Origin of the sequence: Enterobacter cloacae complex sp. GYL001 (assembly GCF_049237125.1) — a bacterium.
Lineage (GTDB): Bacteria > Pseudomonadota > Gammaproteobacteria > Enterobacterales > Enterobacteriaceae > Enterobacter > Enterobacter hormaechei_C.
This window is the reverse complement of sequence record NZ_JBMKGW010000002.1, coordinates 639,190-654,180: the sequence shown is the minus strand read 5'-3', so window position 1 is coordinate 654,180 and position 14,991 is coordinate 639,190. Positions and strand designations below refer to the sequence as shown.

Annotated in this window: 12 protein-coding genes and 1 pseudogene; 8 read left to right on the top strand and 5 right to left on the bottom strand. The window is 57.6% G+C overall.

The genetic code is table 11. The features are described 5' to 3' along the window. Positions 1-1,821 (top strand): annotated as a pseudogene (gene flhA / locus ACOTWU_RS07170) (flagellar biosynthesis protein FlhA); the annotation flags it as partial. After that, positions 1,818-2,237, top strand: a complete 420-nt coding sequence (locus ACOTWU_RS07165; protein ID WP_023304283.1) for a flagellar protein FlhE — start codon at positions 1,818-1,820, stop codon at positions 2,235-2,237. The pseudogene flhA and the gene ACOTWU_RS07165, both read left to right, overlap by 4 nt. On the opposite strand, the gene ACOTWU_RS07160 is transcribed toward ACOTWU_RS07165, so the two are convergent. The 5 genes from ACOTWU_RS07160 to ACOTWU_RS07140 form a co-directional block, all read right to left on the bottom strand. After that, entirely contained in the window at positions 2,234-3,604 is a 1,371-nt protein-coding gene (locus ACOTWU_RS07160; RefSeq protein WP_126498826.1) for an amidase, read from the bottom strand. The genes ACOTWU_RS07165 and ACOTWU_RS07160 overlap by 4 nt on opposite strands. Before the next feature lie 53 nt (positions 3,605-3,657). Next, positions 3,658-4,953, bottom strand: coding sequence for a histidinol dehydrogenase (gene hisD / locus ACOTWU_RS07155; protein ID WP_062937990.1), 1,296 nt, complete (start codon positions 4,951-4,953; stop codon positions 3,658-3,660). After that, positions 4,954-6,096, bottom strand: a complete 1,143-nt coding sequence (locus ACOTWU_RS07150; protein ID WP_033487538.1) for an ester cyclase — start codon at positions 6,094-6,096, stop codon at positions 4,954-4,956. Between the two features lie 105 nt (positions 6,097-6,201). Next, on the bottom strand, positions 6,202-7,173 hold the full coding sequence (locus tag ACOTWU_RS07145) for a nuclear transport factor 2 family protein (RefSeq protein ID WP_015571630.1): 972 nt from the start codon (positions 7,171-7,173) through the stop codon (positions 6,202-6,204). Next, complete coding sequence (locus ACOTWU_RS07140; protein WP_003862277.1) at positions 7,170-8,240, bottom strand: LacI family DNA-binding transcriptional regulator; 1,071 nt, start codon at positions 8,238-8,240, stop codon at positions 7,170-7,172. The genes ACOTWU_RS07145 and ACOTWU_RS07140 overlap by 4 nt, the downstream gene beginning before the upstream one ends. A 308-nt stretch (positions 8,241-8,548) precedes the next feature. Between ACOTWU_RS07140 and ACOTWU_RS07135 the strand changes: the two genes are divergently transcribed. The 6 genes from ACOTWU_RS07135 (at position 8,549) to ACOTWU_RS07110 (ending at position 14,664) form a co-directional block, all read left to right on the top strand. Further along, positions 8,549-9,787, top strand: coding sequence for an MFS transporter (locus ACOTWU_RS07135; protein ID WP_032669352.1), 1,239 nt, complete (start codon positions 8,549-8,551; stop codon positions 9,785-9,787). Positions 9,788-9,862: 75 nt separating this feature from the next. Then, on the top strand, positions 9,863-11,185 hold the full coding sequence (hisD, locus tag ACOTWU_RS07130) for a histidinol dehydrogenase (protein ID WP_017692807.1): 1,323 nt from the start codon (positions 9,863-9,865) through the stop codon (positions 11,183-11,185). 2 nt (positions 11,186-11,187) lie between these two features. Next, positions 11,188-11,952 (top strand): SDR family NAD(P)-dependent oxidoreductase, encoded by a 765-nt coding sequence (locus tag ACOTWU_RS07125; protein ID WP_063150970.1) that lies wholly within the window; start codon positions 11,188-11,190, stop codon positions 11,950-11,952. A gap of 8 nt (positions 11,953-11,960) precedes the next feature. Then, positions 11,961-12,704 carry an alpha/beta fold hydrolase gene (locus ACOTWU_RS07120; protein ID WP_032654705.1) on the top strand — a complete coding sequence of 248 codons (744 nt, stop codon included), beginning with the start codon at positions 11,961-11,963 and terminating at the stop codon, positions 12,702-12,704. Beyond that, the gene (locus tag ACOTWU_RS07115) at positions 12,686-13,477 is read left to right on the top strand and encodes an HpcH/HpaI aldolase family protein (protein WP_023295301.1); all 792 of its coding nucleotides are present in this window, start codon (positions 12,686-12,688) and stop codon (positions 13,475-13,477) included. The genes ACOTWU_RS07120 and ACOTWU_RS07115 overlap by 19 nt, the downstream gene beginning before the upstream one ends. A gap of 11 nt (positions 13,478-13,488) precedes the next feature. Then, positions 13,489-14,664 carry a hypothetical protein gene (locus tag ACOTWU_RS07110; RefSeq protein ID WP_032654711.1) on the top strand — a complete coding sequence of 392 codons (1,176 nt, stop codon included), beginning with the start codon at positions 13,489-13,491 and terminating at the stop codon, positions 14,662-14,664. Positions 14,665-14,991: the final 327 nt, after the last annotated feature.

The following is a 14,991-nucleotide window of genomic DNA, read 5'->3' as shown; positions in this document are numbered from 1 at the left end:
ACGCGCGTTATCCTGATGCACGGCCATAACGGCGCTGACGCCGCGGGCCAGGTCATCGAAGCGTTCGGCCACTTCCTGGTAGGCGGCAACTTTGCCATCGGCATCGTCGTTTTTATCATATTGATAATTATAAACTTTATGGTCATCACCAAGGGGGCCGGGCGTATTGCAGAAGTGGGCGCTCGCTTTACCCTTGACGGTATGCCCGGTAAACAAATGGCAATCGATGCCGACCTGAACGCCGGTCTGATCGGCGAGGAGGAGGCCAAGCGCCGTCGAAAAGAGGTGACTCAGGAGGCAGATTTTTACGGCTCCATGGACGGTGCGAGCAAATTTGTTCGTGGCGATGCCATCGCAGGCCTGCTGATCATGGCAATAAACATTATCGGTGGCCTGATTATCGGCGTAATGCAGCATGATATGACCCTCAGCGCAGCGGGAGAAGCCTACACGCTGTTGACCATCGGTGACGGCCTGGTTGCGCAGATCCCTGGTCTTGTGATCTCCACCGCGGCAGGTGTCGTTGTAACGCGTGTGGTCAACGAGCAGGACGTAGGCGAGCAGATGGTCGGCCAGCTGTTTACCTCGCCTCGCGTGCTTGCCCTCTCTGCGGCCGTAATTGGTTTGCTGGGGCTAATCCCAGGCATGCCCAATCTGGTCTTTTTACTCTTTACCTCCTCACTTTTAGGCATTGCATGGTGGCTGCGGGGCCAGGAAGGTAAGGCGAAAAAAACGGGCGCCGCCCCCTCCGCCCCTACCCGAGCTGAAGCTGACGTGGCGCAGGTTAATGAAGCGACATGGTCTGACGTACAGATGGAAGATGTACTGGGGCTGGAGGTTGGCTATCGACTGATCCCTATGGTCGATCATGAACAGCAGGGCCAGCTGTTAACCCGCGTACGGGGTATTCGTAAGAAGTTCGCGCAGCAGATGGGCTTTCTGCCGCCAGCAGTTCATATTCGCGATAATCTCGACCTGCCGCCGACTCACTATCGTATTCTGCTAAAAGGGGTGACGATTGGTAAAGGCGAGGTCCAGCCCGATCGCTGGATGGCGATCGATCCAGGCTGTGCTGAGGGAGAAGTGCCCGGTACGCCCTGTAAAGAACCAACCTTTGGACTTCCCGCTCTATGGATCGATGAAGTCCATCGCGAGCTGGCGCAGACGCTGGGCTATACCGTAGTCGATCCGTGTTCCGTCGTCGCTACGCACCTGAACCACCTTATCAGCACCCACACGGACGAACTTTTCGGTCGCCAGGAGGCGCAGCAGCTGCTTGACCAGCTCACCAAACAGTCGCCGAAGCTGATAGAGGATTTGATCCCCGGGGTAATCAGCCTGACCACGCTGCACAAAGTACTGCAAAATCTGCTCTCCGAGCGCGTGCCGATCCGCGATATGCGGACCATCATCGACACGCTGGCTGAGTATGCCACTCCTCAGTCTGACGCTGACGAGCTGACGGCCCGCGTGCGCGCTCGCCTCTCCCGGGCGATTACGCAGCAGTGGTTCCCTGGCGACGACGATATCCAAATAATCGGCCTTGATATGTCACTTGAGCAGTTGCTGGTACAGGCAACCCAGAGCGGAAGCGCTATCGAGCCGGGAATTGCCGAGAATTTAATGAAACAGACCGAGCAGGCGTTGCAGCATCAGGAAGCGCTGGGTGCGCCGCCGGTTCTGCTGGTGAACCCGGCGCTGCGTTTGATGCTGTCCCGCTATCTTCGTCGCATCTTCCCTCAGCTTGCAGTGCTCTCCAGCCAGGAGATAAACACTCAGCGCAACGTGAGAATGACGTATCTCATTGGAGGTAAATCGTGATAAGAGCCGCCTTGCTTGTTCTGCTGCTTGCGCCACCGGCGTTTGCTGCGGACGGTTCATGGAGCAGCCATAGTTTTGGCGGCACGCTGTCGCGCGGCAAGCAGGTACTGAAAAGTCGTCCAGTTCAGCCCGCCGCGCCCCTTCCGAAAGGGGTTACGCCGACGCATCTGCTGTGGAAGATTACACCGGACGGCCCCACGCCGCCGGGCTTTCGCATTCGCGTCTGTAACAACCTGCGCTGTCTGATGCTCAGGGAACTGGCGGGCGAAATCCCGTTGCCAGCGGGTTTCCCGGCCGCGGGCCCCTTTCGCTTTGAGTATCAGTCGGTAGCGCGCGGCGAAATGACGCCGCCGCTGACAATACTGAAAAATGAAATCACAATAAGGTATCGCGGCAAGGGGCCATCGGCGCCTTAAGAGAGGTTCTGACAAACGGTACCGCTCTGGCGATATCCTGCCTTAAACCTCAGCACCTCATTTATCCCGCCCAGCGCCCCCTCACATGCCAGCGCCAGCGTCATCAGCATCGTCTCATCCTCCTGCGCCGATAACATCTCCATCCCTACCGGCAGCCCGATACGGCTTACGCCACAGGGCAACGTAATGGCAGGCAGGCCGCTGATGGCGGCCAGTTCCGGCGCGCAGCCTGGCGGCATCTTCGCCATACTTTCTGGTAATCGTTGTACGGTGGGATACACAAATCCGTCGATGCGCTGCACCTCCGCCACCTGGCAAAGGTTCTGCCGCAACAGGCGCTGAAAGCGACGCCCCGCCAGCCAGAGCGGGGTTTTCAGCGTGTTACTCGCCAGCATCTGACGTAGAAACGGCGCAAACTCTGGCAGGAAAGCGCCGGAGTCCACAATGCTTGTCAGTCCGGAGGGAGCGCCAGGCTGTTTGCTAAGCCAGTCGTCAATCGCCACGCGAAATTCATACAGACTGAGGCAGGTGGCCTGCCTCACCTCTTCAAGAAAGGGGAGTGAAACTTCCACCAGCGTCGCTCCGGCACGGCGCAACGTGTGCAGCGCCGACTGCCAGACCTCCAGCTGTACCTCATCCTCTCCCTGTAACGCGGTCATCACGCCAAAGCGAACGCCTTTCAGCGAACGCACAGGAAGCGCAACCGGCGGCAGGCCATGGATCACCGCATGCAGCAAGGCGGCATCCTCAACGCTATGTACCATTGGCCCAACGGTATCTTTGCTGGGCGAGAGCGGCGCCACGCCGTCCAGCTGTGAACGGCGAAAGGCAGGCCGTAGCCCCACCAGCCCGGTATAGCTACAGGGAATGCGGATAGAGCCGCCGGTATCGGTACCCAATGCGCCATCCGCCATTCCAGCCGCCACCGCCGCGGCGCATCCTCCGCTGGAACCTCCGGCGGTGAGTGTCGGGCAAAGTGGATTCGCCACATCACCCCCCAGCGAGCTACGCGAGCGCACATCGAACGCGAACTCGGACATATTGCCCCTGGCAAGAATAATCGCCCCCGCTCTGCGCAATCGCTGCACGACCCGAGCATCCGCTGTCGCGTTAAGTGAGGCCAGCGCACGGCAGCCAAGGGTGATCGGCATCGGCGCGCAGGCAATATTATCTTTGACGATCAGCGGCACGCCGTGCAGGGGGCCGATCGGCTCTCCACGCCGACGCTGCTGCTGATGCTGTTCCGCCTGAGACATGGCGTCAGGGTTAACCCCGAGGATCGCGTTGAGCGCCCGGTGCTGCTGTATGACGTCGAGACGGCGGGCAATTTCCTCCGGACAGTCGTCTGGCGGTATCAGGCGCTTCATAGTCTCAGGCTCCCCGTGCTGAAAACCGGGCAGAAGGCTGCCCGGGATACGTTTTAGTCCCGCATGCCGGTAGTAATGGCATCAATGTCCTGCGGACGCAGACGAATTTCCGCCGCCCGTCGGTGCCCCTGCATCCCCTCGGTACGGCTCTGGCGGATCGCCGGTTCTGCGATTGCCGGGATACCCTGCTCGTCAATCCACTGATGGGTACAGATTTTGACGTATGCCCCTACCCACAGACCGCCGGTATAGCGTGCCGCCGCCATCGTCGGTAACGTATGGTTGGTGCCGCAGCATTTATCGGAGAACACCACGCTGGCGTTCTGACCAATAAACAGCGAGCCATAGTTGCGGATCTTCGCTGCCGTCGCGTGCGGATCGCGGGTATGCACCTGCAAATGCTCCGTCGCCATATGGTCAGCAAACGCAATCAGCTGCGCTTCATCTTCGCAGAGCACAATTTCACCCTGCCGACGCCACGCCTCGCCCGCCGTGGCGGCCGTTGGCAGGCTGGCAAGCTGACGCTCAACCTCCGCCAGGGTACGCTCAGCGATATCCCGGTTGGTTGTCGCCAGCCCGACGCGGGTATGAATATCGTGCTCTGCCTGCGCCAGCATATCGGCGGCCAGAATGCGCGGATCGGCGCTGTCGTCGGCGATAGTAAAAATCTCGCTCGGCCCGGCGAGGGCATCAATGCCGACTCGACCAAACACCTGGCGTTTCGCTTCGTTAACGAAGGCGTTGCCTGGCCCAACGATTTTGTCCACCGACGGAATACTCTCCGTTCCCCAGGCCATAGCCGCAATGGCCTGCGCGCCGCCAACTTTGAAAATGCGGTGCGCGCCCGCCAGATGGCAAACGGCAATCATCGCCGGATGGGCGCCCGGGGGCAGACAGGCGATAATCTGTTCACAGCCCGCCACCGTCGCAGGAACAATCGACATCACGGGTGCGGAGAGAATCGGATACCGTCCGCCCGGCACGTAGCAGCCCACCGTCTGCACCGGGATGATCCGGTGACCGAGATGCACGCCAGGCAGCGTCTCTACCTCCAGCGGCAGTATGGTCGCCAGCTGCGCCTGCGCAAAACGACGCACCTGATTAATGGCAAACTCACTGTCGCGGCGCGTCTGGGCATCCATCCCCTCCAGTGCTTCGGCAATCTCCTGCTCGCTCACCTCAAACTGCGCCGGTACGACACGATCAAACTGCTGCGAAAAGGCTCTTAGCGCCGTATCGCCCTCGGTTTTCACGCGCTCGATAATGGCGCTGACCTTCTCCGTCAGGGAACGATCGGCCTGCGCATCCTGCCCCTGCGGACGCTTAATCCAGCTCACCTGATTTAACATTTACGCGTCCTCCATCTGGCCGAGTTTGATCTGCGCCAGCAGCGCCAGATGGTCATAAACCACCCACTCATCAACAATTTTTCCGTTGACGATGTGGTAGTGCGACATGCCCATCACGAACAGTCGTTCTCCGGTCGGCTTGCCGAGTTCGCCGTAACCCAGGTGATGTCCTTCGATAATCCAGCGTACGGCCACTTTGACGCCGCCTTCATCGCACGGGTTGGAACAAATATGCTGCGGCAGCCACGCGCCGTCAGGGATCATCCCCACCAGCGCCAGCGTCTGATGGGTTACCGCCGCGGTGCCGTACAGCTCTTTCATCAGCGGACCGTGCCACTGTACGTTAGGCGCATACACTTCTTTGATCTTGCCAAACATCCGGCGGTTGTAGATCTCATGCAGCCAGCGCAGGCACTGCTCCTCCGTATCGGTGTGCGCAATGGAAACATCGCACTCCATCTCCGGCGGATATTGCCCCAGCATGCGGCCGTTTTCGCCGATGTCCATCACGCGGAAGCCTTTATCGAACTGCTCCTTTGCCATATTAAATGCGATTTGATCGGTATTCAGGCCAAGCTGTTTCATCAGTGACATATTGTCGCTGACTACCCACTCCCGATAAATTTTATTCTCGTGGATCATGCAATCCGCCACGGTACGCGTCACAAACGTACGGTTCGTCGGTTTGCCTAAATGGCTGTACTGTGTATGCCGCCCGCTTCCCGTCACCAGGTGAGAGGTATAAAAACCGTCAACATCATTTCCGTTCCAGATAACCTGGGTTGCCATTCCGCGCCGTTCCGGGAAGGCAATTAAGCGTTGCAGCGTATCCTGCACCACCTGTTCGCGGTTATAGAGTGTCCCCAGCGCGTTATACAGCACGCAGTTATGGGTATAGTGAGAATAAATTAAGCCGACATCGCGCTCGTCCCATATTTTATGGGTGCAGCGAACGATATAATCGACAATATCGGTATAGCAGTCATCAAAGCCGCGTAATGATTGCACGCGCGGTCTTTTTTCCGGTACCAGATCGACAAAATCACGACGCTCCACCTGTAATACAGGTTCCTCTTTCAGCGATTTCACGCTGCTTTTTTCGGGTACGGCTGGTGCTTTATTTGTTGCTTCGGTGGAAGACATATAAACTCCTGCTCTGTTTTCAGACAATAAGAACCCGCACCCGTAAGTGAGGGTGAATTAAACACGGTTATTTTTTGCAGCCGGAATAAGGGGGCTACCGCCCCATTAATTAAATATTTGCGACCAAATCGCTAATTCATCGATCCCCAGATATTCACGGAAAATTAAACCATCACGTAATTCAAGCTGGCTGATACCGGTAATTGATATGGGTTTACGGGTCGGCGCACCAAATTTGCCGTAACCGTCATGCCAGGTTAACAACGACCAGCGCAATGAAAGTCGAATCGGCTCATTAGGATCTTTACGCACAATCAGGTGATGAAGCTGCGTTTCGCTGTCGGCAAATGAAGCGCGATAACCGGAAAGCTGTGCGCCAATTTCCTGTTCGCCGGTGCAGAGGCAGTGCCCCGGCGCGTACAGCGTCGCCGCCGGGTGATAGAGACCGGGCACCACGCCGCTGTTACCGCCCGCCCACATCGTTAAGTAGCGCTCAACGACCCCGGCCAGCGCCCCTTCCACGTCGTCGCCCTCAGGCCCACCCGCCCAGCGGGCGTCAAGCGTCTCAGCAGACACAGATTCCAGCCCAAGCTGCTGGCGCATGGTCGCCAGGTTAAAAGCAAAGTCGCGGACATCCAGCCCCAGTTGCGCCACAATCGCGGCACGATCCTGAAGCAGCCACTCCTGGCGTACGGCACCATCAACACAGATGCGATCGGCCCAGGTGCGGACCCAGACATTTTTCCCGGTCGGCGGGCCAAAAAATCCCTCCCCCTGGTGCTGAATGCGGGCTACGGTACGCTGCGCCGCATAGTACTCGTCCCCCGGGTTCTGGCTGCACAGAATATCCTCCGTCAGCACCGCTCGCTGCGGGAAGCTGTGCATCGCCTCAAGCGTCAGGCGCATAAACTGGGAAAGCTCATGCAGCTGTTTTTCGGGGGTAGTGAAAACCACCGGCGTGGCGTAAAAATCCGCCAGCTGGCCGATATCTTTCTGCTCCCACACCACGTGCGTCAGCGTCAAAATGAACTGCTGGATAGAGTCGAATTGAGGGCTGAAGCCCCGCAATCTGGTCATGTGCGCTCCTTAGACTGGAATAGCGTTAAACCATTGGTTTCGATAACGCCGCTGCGTGGGCGACGCGCCGAGTGGCGTATCACCAGCGTACCAGGCACCGTAATCTGTTCAGGCTCTATGGTTCCGCTGTCAATTTGCTTCATTAACAGTTCCACCGTGGCATCCACCATCGCGCCGACCGGCTGCGACGCCGAGGTCAACGCATAAGAGGGCCAGCCGGAAGGGCCGATGTCGTCATAGCCGACAACGGAGACCTCCTCCGGAATGCGCAAACCAAACTCATAGCGCGCCACATCCATTACCGTGACGGCCATATGATCGTTGGCGACAAAGACCGCATCCGGCGCTGGCGACGTCGAAAACAGGGTATAGGCTGCCCGGGTGGTTTGCTGAGCGTCGTAATTCCCGTGCACCACCCGGACATCGGTGATGCCATGTTCTTCCAGCGTGGAAATGAACCCGCGCTGGCGGGCGATATTGACCGGGGAATCGGCCACGCCGCCCACGTAGGCAAAACGCTTGTGCTCCCCCGCCAGCAGAAACTCGGCAATCTGCCGCGCGGCCGCTTCGTTATTACTGTTGACGCTGGAGGCCATGCCACTCTCTTCGCTGCGGTTAAACAGCACTACCGGGATCCCGGCGGCAAGGCACTCCTCGGATAACTCCAGCGACAGCGTCACCGAGGCCAGCACAATGCCATCCACCCGGTACTGCATAATCTGGTCAAAAATACGGTCTACGTTACCTTCCCGATCGCCAACGAACAGCAGCAGGTGATAGTTCAGCGTATCCAGCTTTTGCGCCAGCGCCTCCAGCACCTGCGAGTAAAAGGGGTTATCAAAGTAAGAAATGACGACACCGATAATGCGCGAACGAGCCGTGTTGAGCGAACGGGCGATCGCATTCGGGCGATAGCCCAGCTCGCGCGCTGCCTTCAGCACTTTTTCACGCGTTGCCGGTGAAATGCTGGCCCCCGGCGTGAACGTTCGCGACACCGCAGATTGCGATACCCCCGCCAGCTGAGCGACCTGTTGGGATGTGACTGCTGCAAAAGTCTTACGTTTCATTACCCCTGATTCCTTATCAACGTCCTGCCCATTTGCACGTGCTTCAAACGCCTCAGCAAGTGGGTGTTTTTTATACTTACACCACCTTTGCATGCGTATGCAACACAAAAAATTAAAATTCTCACAACAAGATCGAGATCACTTTACAAATGTGAAACCTTTTCGTAACTTCAAATCTTGAATACGTATGCAAAGAGTTTTCATACCGTCAATGGTACCGGAGAGAACAGGAGTCGCCCAAAGGATTGAACCGGTAAACGTCGTCCCTGACTGGTTATAACCCATTAATTCTTAAGAGGTTCAAAACCATGTTTCAAGCACTGTTACGCCGTCGGGAAGCCCGGCTCTTTTTCATCATCAGCATCCTGTTCTTTATCTGCATTCATAGCATTGATGCATTCCTGGCCCCCATGATGATCAACCAGGGCATTGAGCCACAGATCATGGGCATCATCATGGGCGCGTCCGGTCTGGCAACCCTTCTGATACGCTTCCCGTTAGGCATTATTTCCGACGTGGTTAAAAGCCGCAGGATCTTCATCCAGATTGGCCTGCTGCTGCCAATTATCGCCTGGCCGATTGCCTGGCTTGAACCCAACGCCATTACGCTGTATCTGGCGAAAGCGGCAGACGGTGTCACGGCGGCGACCTGGGTGCTGTACAACATCCTGTTCATGCGTTACTTCGGTCGCAACGAAGCGCCTGCCGCCGTCGCGCTGCTGGCGCTGGCAGGGCCCATCGGCGTGTTTCTCGGTAACTGTATTGGCGCGGTGCTGATTCACTATTTCGCCAATAACATCGCCTTTTTTGTCTCCTGCATCTCCGCCCTGGTGGCGTTATTCCTGACGACCCGCATTCAGGACGTGCACGACCCGGTTCAGGCCCCCACGCTTAAAGCCTGCATTACCGGCGCGCGCCAGCAACTGGCCGACCGTTCCGTCTGGCTGATTGGCATCCTGGCGACCGTCGTCATTCTGGTGCCCTTCGCCACCCGCGACACGCTGACGCCGGTCTATGCCGAGCAGCTTGGCGCCCGGGCGGGGATCCTCGCGCTGCTGGGTAATATTCACCTTCTTTTTTACGGGCTGGCCATCGCCCTGTGCAGCTCGGTGTTTTATCAGCGCCTTGGGCTGGTAAAAACCGCCGTGCTCGGCATCGTTTTACAGGTGATCTCCACTTTCGGCATTCCCTTTACCAGCAATATGTATGTGATTTACCTGTGGCAGGCGCTGGCGGGGTTCTCGTTCGGTATGGCCTTTGCCGCATTCATGTCGCTCAGCGTAGTGAATACCTCGTCTGATGAACAATCCACGCGAATGGGACTATTCCAGACCATTTATTCCTGCGGCATGTTTGTCGGGCCGGTAATGATGGGCGTAATGATGCAACATATTAACCTGTCGTCCGGTTATATATTGATTGCCGCCCTTTCCGTTGTGGCCGCTATTGCCACGCCGCTGTCCGCTCGATGGGTATATGCCCGTAAAACGCAAACCTCAGCCCAATTATTAAAAAACGGTGCGTACGCTGCCGCGCCGGATCAATAACCCTTTCTGAAGTAAACACCCTTTCCCGGCTCGCCGGGAGGACAACTGACATCTGAAAAAGGTAAGGAGAAGCGAGTGTCCTGGAAATTAAAAACCGGTAAATCTACCGAAGAGCGCCAGCAAGCCAACCAGCAAATAAGGGAAACGGTTGAACAAATACTTGCGGATATTGAAAAACGCGGAAATAAAGCCATTCGCGAATTATCCATTAAATTCGATCGTTATGACCGTCAGGACTATCGTCTGACGTCCGCGGAGATTGACCGCTGCATAAAACAGTTAAGCCGCCAGGATATTCAGGATATTGAATTTGCCCAACAGCAGGTGGCAAATTTTGCCCGCGCGCAGAAAGAATGTCTGCGGGACCTGGAAATTGAAACGCGTCCCGGGGTAATCCTCGGACATAAAAATATTCCGATTAACGCCGTAGGATGTTACGTGCCTGGCGGAAAATATCCCCTGCTCGCCTCCGCGCACATGTCGATCATCACTGCCAGCGTGGCGGGATGTTCAAGAATCATCAGCTGTGCCCCGCCGTTTAACGGTCAGCCCGCCCCGGCGATTGTCGCGGCGCAAAAAATGGCTGGCGCAACGGAAATCTATGCCCTTGGCGGCATTCAGGCGATAGGCGCCATGGCGCTGGGCACGGACTCGCTGGCACCGGTCGACATGCTGGTCGGGCCCGGTAACGCCTTCGTTGCGGAGGCCAAACGCCAGCTGTTCGGCCGGGTAGGTATCGATCTGTTTGCCGGTCCGACGGAAACGCTGGTGATTGCCGATGACACTGTTGACGCGGAAATGTGCGCCACGGACCTGCTGGGCCAGGCCGAACACGGCGTCACCACCCCTGCCATCCTGCTGACGAACTCGCTTCAACTTGCCAAAGAGACGCTCAGCGAAGTGGAACGGCTGCTGGAAAAGCTCCCTACCGCCGACATTGCCCGCCAGTCGTGGCAGGACTACGGGGAAATCATCGTCTGCGACAGCCACGAAGAGATGCTGCTGGAGGCAGATCGTATCGCTTCCGAACATGTTCAGGTGATGACCGACCGGGACGACTGGTTCCTGGCTAACCTGACCAATTACGGCGCGCTGTTCCTTGGACCGCGTACTAACGTGGCCTACGGCGATAAGGTGATCGGCACCAACCACACCCTGCCCACGCAGAAAGCCGCACGTTATACCGGCGGCCTGTGGGTGGGCAAGTTCATGAAAACCTGCACCTTCCAGAAAGTCCTCAGCGACGAAGCCACCGCCGAAATCGGCAGCTATTGTTCCCGTCTGTCGCTGCTGGAAGGGTTCGCCGGACATGCCGAGCAGGCCAATATTCGCGTGCGCCGTTATGGCCAGACGGAAGTTCCCTACGCCACACCGGCCCCGGTCAGGGAAAAGGTGTAGTCATGACGCTTTTGCAAACGCCCTCTTTCACCCTGCACGGCAAACGCGCGCTGGTGACCGGCGGGTCAAGAGGGATTGGCTTCGCCGCCGCCGTCGCCCTCGCACAGGCGGGAGCAGAGGTATGGATCGCCGCCCGGGGCCGCGAGGCGCTGGCGCATGCCACAGGTCTGGCAGCGGAACACAGTCTCGCATTTCACCCGCTGGAACTGGATATTACCGACACTCAGGAGGTGGCGCGTGTGCTGGCGACGTTGCCCACGCCCGACATTCTGGTGAACAGTGCCGGGCTGGCCCGCCACCAGCCGTTTCTTGAGGTGAAAGAGGATAATTTCGATGCGGTGATGGCGCTTAACCTGCGCGCCACCTTTTTTATCAGCCAGCATGTGGCGCGCAGAATGCGGGCGGGCGGTAAGGGGGGATCGATTATTCACATCTCATCGCAAATGGGACACGTTGGTGGCCCCGAGCGTAGCGTGTACTGTGCCTCCAAATTCGCGCTTGAAGGGTTAACCCGAACGATGGCGCTGGAGCTGGGCGATGCGGGGATCCGCGTCAATACGCTGTGCCCGACCTTCATTGAAACCGACCTGACGCGTTCGTCGCTCGCCGACCCGGCATTTCGCCGCTATGTGCTGGACAACATCAAACTGCGCCGGCCAGGCAGGCTGGAGGACATTATGGGGCCGGTAGTGTTCCTCGCCTCTGAGGCCGCCGGGCTGATAACCGGCAGCGCCCTGATGGTTGACGGCGGCTGGACGGCTACATGAGGGATGCAATGGAATATCCGCTTCTGGACAATACCGATCTGCCGCTGGTGCTGCTTGGCGGCACGCTCTGTAACGCCCGGCTCTGGCAGCCCGTCATTGAACGGCTGAACGTCTCAGCGGTGCTGTGCATCACGCTGACGGGCGCAGAGTCCGCGCCGCAGGCGTCACGGCGGTTGTTAAAGGTTCTGCCGCCGCGCTTTCTGCTGGCGGGCTTTTCGCTCGGCGCGATTGTCGCGCTGCAAATGGCCGCCGACGCGCCAGAAAGAGTGAACGGGCTGACGCTGATTTCCGTTAATCCGTTGCCCGTTGCGCCAGACACCCTTGCTTCACGCCGGGAAGCGGTACACACCGCACAGGCGCGGGGCCTGGCCGACTGGCTGGTCTCCTCGCTGTGGCAGAGCTATGTCGCCCCGTCACGTCTGTCCGATCGGATCCTGCAAGAGACTATTTGCCGAATGGCGCAAGAGTGCGGCATTGAGACCTTTGCGGAGCAAACGGAAATGGCCATTCACCGGCAGGACAACCGGGCTGCGTTTAACGCCCTCTCCTGCCCCACTTTACTTCTAAACGGCGCGCAGGACGTTATCTGCACGCCCCATCATCATCAGCTACTGGCAGCAGGCAACGCGAACGTGACCAGGCATACGGTGGAGACTGGCGGGCATTTTATTCCGCTGGAAACCCCGGATGAGATCGCGCCGCTGCTGCGTCAGTGGATAACGGAGTGCATACAGTGCGCAAAAACAGTTTAAAGACCGCATTTCTGGAAAATACCCCGATCGTTAACGGCTGGCTGGCGATCCCGTCCGGGTATAGCGCGGAAATTATGGGCCATCAGGGTTACGACGCCGTCACCGTCGATTTGCAGCACGGCATGATTGATTTTGCCAGCGCGTTGTCGATGCTACAGGCGCTATCGAGCACGCCTGCCGTGCCGCTGGTGAGGGTGGCAGATAACGATCCGGCGCAAATCATGCGCGTATTAGACGCCGGCGCGTATGGCGTAATCTGTCCGATGATCTCCAGCGCGGAACAGGCTCGCCGTTTTGTCGCTGCCTGTCGCTATCCACCGCTGGGTGTTCGCTCCTTTGGTCCGGCCAGAGGTCTACTCTACGGCGGCAGTGATTATCCACAGCACGCTAACGACGAGATCCTGACGCTGGCAATGATCGAAACCCGCGAAGGGCTGGCGGATCTTGACGCCATCCTTGATACCGAAGGACTGGACGGTGTGTTTATTGGCCCCAACGATCTCTCGCTGACGCTGACCGGCAGCGCCAGCGCCGAATCCCAACATCCCGAAATGCTTGCTGCTATTGAGCGGGTGATTCACTGCTGCCGCCAGCAGCAGAAGATTGCCGGTATTTTCTGCACTTCCGGCGCGGCCGCCGCAGCGCGTATTGCGCAGGGTTTCCAGTTTGTTACCCCAGCAAACGACGTTATGCAGCTGGGTCGCGCCTCACGTGAAGCAATTGCTCTCGCCCGCGGCAACGCCATCCCTACCACCGGTGCATCCGGTTATTAAAAGGAGAAATGATGAAAACTATCCATCTTAGCCAGAGCCAGGCACGAACACGGTTAATCGCCCCCGACGATATGGTTTCCTGCAATCTTGCCTTTATTGATTGCAAGCTGCCCGGTTCGCATCTCAAACAAAACTATTCCTTCATCGGCCCGGGTGTAACCCAGTCCAGCGAGCAGATTGTTAATATCCCCGAGCCGCACGGCTTTAACATTGGCGCGGCGGCTATGCCGAAAGGGGTAACCAATAACCTGCATCTGCATTTCACCGCAGAAGTGTTCCTCATCCATGAAGGGACATGGCGTTTTCGCTGGGGCGCCAACGGCGAGCATGAAGCTGAATTTAGCGCGCCCACCATCCTCTCAATACCGACCTGGATCTTCCGCGGTTTCACCAACGTCAGTAAAGAAGATACCTGCGGCATGGTATTTACCGTGCTCGGCGGGGACAACACGGGCGGCATCATCTGGCACCCGTCAGTGCTGGCGGCCGCCAGCGAGTACGGTATGTATCTCAGCAAGGATAATATGCTGATTGCGCAGGAGGCAGGTGAACCAATGCCCGATCCCGCCACGCTGCTGACGCCGCTGTCAGAGCAATATATTGCCGGTCTGCGTGACTACAGCGTTGAGGAGATGCGCCAGCGTGCGGTAACCGGCGATGATCGCTGCTGGTCAGCGCAGGGACTGCTGGACTCGGTGCTGCCGGGACACGGCGGCGAAATTGCGCCGGTTATCGGTTTCGGCATTTCACAGGATCGGGATTCCGCTCCCGCTATCCTGAGCCCGCACGGTTTTTCCGTCGAATGGCTGCGGCTTGCTGACGACCACATTGTCGGTCGCCATCTCTGCCCGGATATTCAGGTGATCATGGTCTTTAAAGGCCAGCTGGAGGTGACCTGGAACGAGGCGGGTAAGGAAGTCAGCATTATCGCCCCGGAACGTTCGGTGATCTCCATTCCGGCAAACAGCTGGCGCCGCTACCGCGCGGTTGATGGCAATGTGGAGTTTATTCTGACGACCCGGGGCGATCAGCGTAAGCGCCTGTACTGGGACGAAGCGATCCTGCACCAGGCGAGAGAACACAATCGCTGTCTCGATCCTGATGGCTACGTGGCGGATGCCGACATCCTGCCAGCCACGGCCCGTCGGGCCGGAGAAAAAGTAGAAAAAGTGCCAGCAGCTAACTGATTTTTACGGCAAAGTGGCGCAAAATAGGGGGGCAGGGATCGCCTGCACCATCATCAATAATGATGCACATAAAACGGATTGCATGATAAACATGGATGGAAAATCAAATGTACAGACCCATAGTCGTTATCCTCTTTATTCTTCTGACGCTCGCCGCACTGATTGAAATGGGGATTATCTCTTTCGGCTAAACCTCCCCCCTCAGAAAGGCCACATTTGCGGCCTTTTTATTTATGAAATATGTGAAGTCGACAGTTTATTTTTATGCGTAGCAGAATCCAAACCCAAACCGAAAATATATTTCATTAATGCAATTCTTTGAAATAT